The sequence below is a fragment of the Gemmatimonadota bacterium genome, from assembly GCA_040388535.1.
Taxonomy (GTDB): Bacteria; Gemmatimonadota; Gemmatimonadetes; order Gemmatimonadales; family GWC2-71-9; genus Palsa-1233.
The window spans coordinates 60,666-68,641 of the sequence record JAZKBR010000005.1 but is presented as its reverse complement, the minus strand read 5'-3'; the positions used below and the strand labels follow the sequence as shown (position 1 = coordinate 68,641).

The window sequence follows — 7,976 nt, the reverse complement described above, 5'->3', positions numbered from 1 at the left end:
CGTTCGACTTGCATGTGTTAGGCACGCCGCCAGCGTTCGTCCTGAGCCAGGATCAAACTCTCCAATGAGATTTCGATATAGACTCGAGCGAACAACTGGATATTACTCAGTTGTCCGGATTGGTCGTTCTGTAGTTTGTTCTCTCCGCGATGCCGCAGAACCGGCACCACATCAAAGAGACCGCACTCGTCCGACTTCTCCCCTGACTTCACTTGTCAAAGAACACCTTCAAAATCGTTCGGCGACCCGTTTCGTCGCCAGCCCCCAATAGTACTGGGTCAGAGTCGCTTCGTCAAGGCCTCGTAACATCTTGCTGCGGTAGAGGTTCACCGCCGAGCCCTCGCGATCTTTTGCGACCCCCGTCCGTTGAGGGACGGCTAACATAGACGGGCACTTCCCATCGCGCAACCCCTTATTCCGAACGCAATTCACCATCACCGCTGGATCACTAATTTCCTGCCATGGAACGCTTCCGACCGCAACTTCCCGACGCGATCCGCAACATCACTCGACCCCAGCTTCGCGACGACATCATCGCCGGCGTCATCGTCGGGGTCGTTGCCCTCCCGCTTGCCATTGCATTCGGGATCGCTTCGGGGGTCACGCCGCGCCAGGGACTGATTACCGCCATCATCGGTGGGGCGATCATCGCGGCGTTCGGCGGCTCCCGAGTCCAGATCGGTGGCCCCACCGGCGCCTTCGTGGTCATCGTGGCGGGCATCGTCGAGAGCCACGGCATCGATGGCCTCCTGATCGCGACCCTGATGGCAGGCGTCATCCTCGTGGTCGCCGGGATCATTCGAGCCGGCGCCCTGATCCGCTACATCCCCCTCCCGGTCACCACCGGATTCACCAGCGGGATCGCCCTCATCATCGCCGCAGGGCAGGTCAACGATGCCCTCGGCCTCGGAATCCCCCACCTGCCGGCCGCCTTTCTCGCCAAGAGCGAGGCCCTCTTTACCCACGCCAGCAACATCGACCCCTGGTCGGTCGGGGTCACCGCAGCCACCCTGCTGATCCTGGCCCTCTGGCCCCGGCTCAAGACCCGGATCCCATCGCCCTTCGTGGCCCTCGTGGTGACGACCCTCGCGGTCACCCTCCTCCAGATCCCGGTCGCCACCATCGGCACCCGCTTCGGCGAGCTCCCGCGAGGGCTCCCCTGGCCGCATATCCCGAGCGTCTCGCTTGGCCAGCTCTCAAGCCTGGTTGGCCCCGCCTGCACCATCGCGCTGCTCGGCGCCATCGAATCACTGCTCTCGGCCGTGGTCGCCGATGCGATGACCGGGGGTCGTCACCGGGCCAACACCGAGCTGGTAGCTCAGGGCCTCGCGAACATCGCGTCGCCGCTTTTCGGGGGAATCCCAGCGACCGGCGCGATCGCCCGGACCGCGACCAACGTCCGCAGCGGCGGAACGACCCCGATCGCCGGTCTGGTCCATGCGCTCACTCTGCTCGTGATTCTGCTGGTCGCGGGCCCGCTGGCGGCCAAAATCCCGATGGCCACGCTGGCGGGGATCCTCCTTGTCGTCGCCTGGCACATGGCCGAAGTGCATTCATTCACAACGCTCGCCCGCGGCGCGCGTCACGATGCCGCCGTACTGCTCACCACCTTTGCCTTTACCGTACTCGCCGATCTCACTGTGGGGATCGGGCTCGGAATGGCACTCGCTGCGCTGCTCTTCGTCCAGCGAATGACCAAGGCCACGCAGGTGGTCACCGGCGAGGAAGCGGACGATGACGACGGCCAGGCGCTGCTGCGACGCGCGTGGCTCCCGAAGGGGGTGCGACTCCTCGAAGTCCGCGGCCCGCTCTTCTTCGGTGGTGCCGAGGAGTTGCGACGTATCCTCGACATCCTCCCGGATCCGGCAAGGGTGCTCCTCATCGATCTGCAGGCCGCCTCCGGGCTCGATGTGACCACGACCCGGATTCTCGCTGACTTTGCCCGGCGAAGCGCACAGCGCGGCTCGCGCGTGATCTTCATCACGCGCGTGGCGGAGACAGCGCAGGCGTTACGTCGAGAAGGATTGGAGCGCGCGCTCAGCGTGGAACGCGCGGTGTCGCGGACGCGGGAGGCGTTGGAACCTTAAGGACCGTCGAGCAAGCTCGACGGCTACAGGTCGACGGCTACAGGTCGACGGACCTTATCGCAGGTGACTCTTCGCGTCGGCGTCGAGGAGGAAGCGCGGAATCTGCGCATCGAACGACGTTCCGTCAGGTCGCACGAAGCGGTAATACCCTTCCATCCATCCCTTCGCTGACTTGAGCACACAAAACGAGTCGTACTCGTACGTCCCGCCAGGCGGTAGCAGCGGCTGTTCGCCAACGACGCCCTCTCCTTCGACCTCGCTCTCTTCACCCGCTTCATCGTGGATATACCAGTGCCTGGCGAGCAGCCGGGCCGGACGCTCACTGGTGTTCTCAAGCCGGATACGATAGGTGAACACGAAATGCCGCACCGCGGGACGAGACTGTTCCGGCACGAAGCGGGGACGCGCCGTGATGCGCATCCCCTCCGTGATCCGGTAGAAGAGCTGGTGCGGCGCGTTCGGCACGGGTGCTAGGGCGTGAGGTCGCGACGACGCGGCTCGATCCGCACGATCCAGAGGCCGTTGTGATTGTCGTTGACGTAGGCGAGTCCGTTCTTGACCACCACGCCCCAGGTCATCGGGTCGTTCTTGGTGTTCCCTTCCATGTCGCCGGTATGGACATGCACCATCTCGCGCTGCTGCGCCCGCAGGTCACCGCGCAATTCTCCCGAGATATCGAAGGCCCGGAAGCCGGCGTTGTACGCCCCCATGTACAGCGTGTCGCCGGCGACCCAGACGTTGTGCACGCCGCCGTACTCCGGCTCGTAGAACGCCACGATCTTCGGATGGGCCAGGTCGCTGATGTCGACGACCTGCAGGCGGCCATAGGCGCGACCAGCCGACGCATCCTTGGCGCCCTTGGTGCCACTCGCCGGGAAGACCTCATCAGCGATGAAGACGTAGTTATTGTGCTTCCACGCGGTATGAGTACCGCGAATGAAGCCCGGCCCGCCGGTCGCTTCGACTTCGCGGTAGAGCGCGTTGAGATCGTACTTGAGCTGTGACACCAGCACCGGGTTCGACGGCGACCCACCCTTCACGCCGTTGCCCACGTCGAGAATGACCAGCCCGTCGTTCCAGTACGACAGGTAGGCGAGTCCGTCCTGGATGTCGAGATCGTGCAACGAGCGTCCCGCATCCGGGCGATCGGTGCGCCACTGCGCCACCTCCTTCGGGTGCGCCGGATCGGCGAGGTCGATCACGTGCATCGCACCGGTACCATCGTTGGTGAGATAGACGTGCGTCCCGTACTTCGGCTGCGAGTAGATGAACGCCGAGTGGACACCGCCTTCCACGCCGGTGGTGAACTCCGCGACCTTTTTCGGGTGCAGCGGATCTTCCAGCGTCGCGATGACGATGCCGTTCTTGCGATCGGAGGCCCCCTCGCGAGTAAAGACCATCGTCTTGCCATCGGCCGTCGTCATGATGTCGTTGACGCGGCGCGTGTTGGTGACGATCGAATCGGTGATGACCGGCTTCGACGGATCACTCACGTCGATGGTGTACATCCGGTCGCCACCGCCGCCAGTGCCGAGGTAGGCGACTTTGCCATTGGGGTGAACCCAGACTTCTTCGGTGGAGAACTGCGTGCGCGGCAGCCGCCCGACAACGGTGGCCGGTCGGCGCACGTCGCGTGGGCTCAGTGTCACCGATGCATCCGCCGTGCGGGTGCCGAACGACGCGGTCACCGTGTAGGCGCCGGGTTCGTAACCCACGAAGGCGCCGTCGGGATCGATCCGCCCCTGCCCGGGTGCGAAACTCCACGCCGGCGTGAGTCCGGTGAGCGTCCGACCGGCGGCATCCTTTGCAACCACCTTGAAGCGAATGACGTCGCCCTGCTTCGCGTCGGTCATTCCTGGCAGCACTTCGAGCGAAGCGATCGCCGCTGGCAGCACCGTGAGTGCGAGGCGCTGCTCGACGCCGTTCACCGTCGCGATGAGATCGGCCTTTCCTGCGGCGCGGGCGGTTACGTAACCATCACTGCGTACGGCGATGGTGGCCGGTGAGCCGGAGCGCCAGGTGACCTTGTCGTCGGGGCGGGAATCGTTGCTGCGCGAGAAGACGGCGGCGGTGTAGCGAATCCGCTGCCCCGTCACGAGCCGGTCGATGCCAGGCGCAATCTCGATGCGCGCCGCGGCGCCGGGCACCATGTGAATTTCGACCTTATCGACGAACGGCTTCGCGCCGGGAACCTGAACGATGACGGAGACCGGGAACGAGCCGGTCGAACCTGACCGCACCAGCCCCACCGAATCGACACGTCCCTCGAAGCGACCAACCCCTTGCTGGGCGTAACGCACGGTCGCGTTGGGCACCACGCCCCCCTTGCCATCGATGGCCCGCGCGATGAGGCGCAGCGTGTCGCCAGCGGTCATCGTCACGATCCGGCCGGCGTTGAACTCGACCCGGCTCACCGGGGATTCGGCGAGCCCGGCTGCCGGTGGAGTCTGGGCCGGCACCTGCATCATCGCCAGCAGCATCAGGGGAATGGCCATCGATTCTCGCTCCGGGAATTGTCAGCTGGTGGGCGGAGAGAACTGCTCGTGCTGCTGGTCGATCCACGACCGATGATACGTCGCGTCCTCGAACGACTCGACGGCCTTCGCGACGTGCAGCGGCTTGAAGGAATCCATCATGACCGCAAGCTCGTTGGTGTACTTCGCGCCGATGCTCGCCTCGGTCCGACCCGGGTGTGGCCCGTGGGGCAGGCCGTCCGGATGATGCGTGATCGAGCCGTACTCGATTCCCTTGCGACTCATGAATTCGCTCGAGGCATAGAAGAGCACCTCGTCCGAGTCGACGTTGCTGTGGTTGTATGGTGCCGGGATCGCGTTGGGATCGAAGTCGTACGGCCGCGGACAGAACGAACAGATCACGAAGCCGTCACCCTGGAAGGTCTGGTGGACGGGAGGTGGCTGGTGAATGCGTCCGACAATCGGCTCGAAATCGTGAATCGAGAAGGCCCAGGGATAGAAGTAGCCGTCCCACCCGACCACGTCGCATGGATGGTGATCGAGCACGAGTTCGTTGATCGCATCGTACTGCTTCACGAGAATCGGGAACTCGCCCTTCTCGTCGTGGGTGCGCAACTCGGTCGGGCGACGGATATCGCGCTCCGAATACGGCGCCCCTTCGAGCAGCTGTCCGAAGTTGTTGCGGTAGCGCGTCGGCCAGCGCACGTGTCCGCGGCTCTCCATCACCAGCAGCTTGGCCGGACCCTTCGTGAAATCGAAGACCCAGCGATGGGTGATGTTCCGGTGAATCACGATATAGTCGCCGGGCATCACCGGCAGGTCGCCGAAGACCGACTCAAGGACACCGCTCCCTTCGGCGACGTACACGACTTCGTCGGCTTGCGAGTTGCGATAGAAATGCGAGTCATTGGCATCGGGCTCCACATACAGCATCCCGATGTCGGAATTGAAGAGCAGCGGCACCCGATCCATCGTCGGCGATCCACCCTTCGGGGCGCGCGCGGTGCGGAAGTGCCGGTGCCGCAGCGACGTTTCGGTGTCGGCTTCCCACTTCACGTTCTTGAGCCTGCGGGCCGCCAGCACCGTGGTGGGCGGATGGGTGTGGTAGAGCAGCGACGAAGTCCCGATGAACCCCTCGTGCCCCATCAGTTCTTCGGCATAGAGCCCGCCATCGGGGCGCCGGAAGACGGTGTGGCGCTTGCGCGGAACCGAACCCTGCAGATGATAGATCGGCATCAGAGATTGCCCCGGAGTTCCTGTTCCCGCTCGATGGCTTCGAACAGTGCCTTGAAGTTGCCCGCGCCGAAGCTCTTGGCGCCCTTGCGCTGAATGATCTCATAGAAGAGCGTGGGACGATCCTGCACCGGCTTGGTGAAGATCTGCAGCAGGTACCCTTCATCGTCGCGGTCGACGAGGATGCCGAGCTCGGCCAGCGGGGCGATATCCTCATCGATCTTGCCGACGCGATCGAGCACGGTCTCGTAGTAGGTGGCCGGGACCCGGAGGAATTCCACGCCGCGCGACTTGAGGTCGGTGACGGTCTTGATGATGTCGTCGGTCGCGATGGCAACGTGCTGCACGCCGGGCCCGCGATAGAAGTCGAGGTACTCCTCGATCTGGGACTTCTTCTTCCCGCTCGCGGGCTCGTTGATCGGGAACTTGATCCGACCATTGCCGTTCGACATCACCTTGGACATCAGGGCCGAGTATTCGGTGGTGATCTGCTTGTCGTCGAAGGTGAGGATATTGGTGAAACCGAGCACCCGTTCATAGAACGAGACCCAGGTATTCATCTTGCCGAGTTCGACATTGCCGACGCAATGGTCGACGTACTTCAGCCCGGTGGACCTGGCGGCGTGCGCCGACTGCATCGGCACGAACCCCGGCAGGAAGAGCCCGTGATAGTTGCGCCGCTCGACAATGGAGTGAATCGTGTCGCCGTAGGTCCGGATCGCGGCGATGATGACCTCGCCATCCTTGTCCTTCTCGACCCGCGGTTCGCCGGCCGAGACCGCCCCTCGCTCCATCGCAACCGCGTAGGCCGCGCGGGCATCGTCGACCCAGAAGGCCATGTCGCGAACACCATCGCCGTGGAGCTGGATGTGCGCGGCAATCTCGCCTTCGGGGCCGAGCGGTGTGGTGAGGACAAGACGGATCTTGTCCTGCTTGAGGAGGTAGGAGGCGCGGTCGCGCACGCCGGTTTCGGGGCCGCGATAGCCGATCAGCTCATAGCCGAAGGCATAGCAGTAATACAGCATCGATTGCTTGGCGTTACCGACCCAGAACTCGATGTAGTCAGTACCATTGATCGGGAAGGCGTCGTGCGTCTCGGCCGGGGCCGTGGATGTCAGCGTCGAAGTCATCGGAATCTCCAGCAGGCAGTCAAGGATGGGTGGACACGGTGGCGGGGCGACCGTTCCAACCCGGGTCGGTGCGGCGGTGTCCAGGGCGCGCATCCCGCGCGTTCACCCGAGGCCGGCCGCGTTGAGGAAGGAGGCCAGATCGGCCTCACCGATTGCCGGCTCGCCGGGACTCACATTGTCGAGCTTACCGGCGTCCATCCACTCGGCGAGCCGGCTGACTTCGGCGAAGAGGTGATCGAATCCGTCGACGACGAAGAGCAGCGGCTGGTATTTGTCGATCTCGAAGTACTGGTTGACGACCCACTCGAGCTGGAACGGGTAGCGCTGCACGTCGGGCGATTCGATGCAGTGCTCGAGTTCGCCGTAGCTCGAGAGCAGTCCGCTGCCGTAGGCCTTCAGTTCCCCCGGGCGGCTTCCCTTCATCAGCCCGAATTCGATCGTGAACCAGAAGAAACGCGCCATCGCCTTGATCACGCTGGTGAGCCGTTCGATCCGGCGATGCGGGTCGCTGGTGTCTGCCGCGCGCTCGGCCGCCTTCCGCGCACACTCCCCAAAAAGCACCAGGGTGTCGGCAAACGCCTTGTCCGTGTGCATCGGCACGTGGCCGGCGATGTCGTGGAAGATGTCCGGCTCGGGGAGGTAGTCGAGGACCTCGCCGTCGCGGATGGTGATGGTGGTTGGAAACTCCCGCTGGCGGAGGCAATCGAAGAACATGTACGCGGGCACATAGCCACTCACCGGCTTCGCTCGAAATCCGGTGAGCGGCGACATGAAGCGATTCACGTCCTCGAGCCGCGGCACCCGGTCGGGATCGAGCTGCAGCTTCTGCAGCCCCTCGAGAAAGCGCGGGTTGGCGTAGCGTGCCCAGCGGTCCGCCATGCGCGCGTAGAGCCGCGACCAGGCGAGATGATTGGCCGACGAGTACAGCTCGTAGGGCTGCTCGATGTAGAGCCGGCCCTCCGCCTGTGCCTGCTCGATGAACGGCGCCTTGGTCGTGGTCAGGCCCGGTGCGCTGTCGAGCGATGCTGAGGTGCTCGTCGTCATCCCCTGCC

At 64.2% G+C, this 7,976-nt stretch carries 6 protein-coding genes and 1 rRNA gene; 1 reads left to right on the top strand and 6 read right to left on the bottom strand.

The features are described 5' to 3' along the window. A 16S ribosomal RNA gene (locus V4558_13085) occupies window positions 1-68 on the bottom strand; the annotation flags it as partial. Window positions 69-461: 393 nt separating this feature from the next. Here V4558_13085 and V4558_13080 point away from each other — a divergent pair. Continuing rightward, window positions 462-2,087: a SulP family inorganic anion transporter gene (locus V4558_13080; protein MES2306439.1), complete on the top strand. Its 1,626-nt coding sequence runs from the start codon at window positions 462-464 to the stop codon at window positions 2,085-2,087. Between the two features lie 54 nt (window positions 2,088-2,141). Here the strand turns inward: V4558_13080 and apaG are convergent, their stop codons facing one another. From apaG to V4558_13055, 5 genes are all read right to left on the bottom strand, one after another. Beyond that, window positions 2,142-2,507: a Co2+/Mg2+ efflux protein ApaG gene (gene apaG / locus V4558_13075; GenBank protein MES2306438.1), complete on the bottom strand. Its 366-nt coding sequence runs from the start codon at window positions 2,505-2,507 to the stop codon at window positions 2,142-2,144. A 50-nt stretch (window positions 2,508-2,557) separates the two neighbouring features. Beyond that, window positions 2,558-4,582 (bottom strand): hypothetical protein, encoded by a 2,025-nt coding sequence (locus tag V4558_13070; protein MES2306437.1) that lies wholly within the window; start codon window positions 4,580-4,582, stop codon window positions 2,558-2,560. A gap of 21 nt (window positions 4,583-4,603) precedes the next feature. After that, window positions 4,604-5,797 carry a cupin domain-containing protein gene (locus tag V4558_13065; GenBank protein ID MES2306436.1) on the bottom strand — a complete coding sequence of 398 codons (1,194 nt, stop codon included), beginning with the start codon at window positions 5,795-5,797 and terminating at the stop codon, window positions 4,604-4,606. Further along, window positions 5,797-6,924, bottom strand: coding sequence for a 4-hydroxyphenylpyruvate dioxygenase (gene hppD, locus V4558_13060; protein ID MES2306435.1), 1,128 nt, complete (start codon window positions 6,922-6,924; stop codon window positions 5,797-5,799). Before hppD ends, V4558_13065 begins: the two co-directional genes overlap by 1 nt. 102 nt (window positions 6,925-7,026) lie before the next feature. Continuing rightward, window positions 7,027-7,968 (bottom strand): phenylalanine 4-monooxygenase, encoded by a 942-nt coding sequence (locus V4558_13055; GenBank protein MES2306434.1) that lies wholly within the window; start codon window positions 7,966-7,968, stop codon window positions 7,027-7,029. Between the last annotated feature and the right edge of the window lie 8 nt (window positions 7,969-7,976).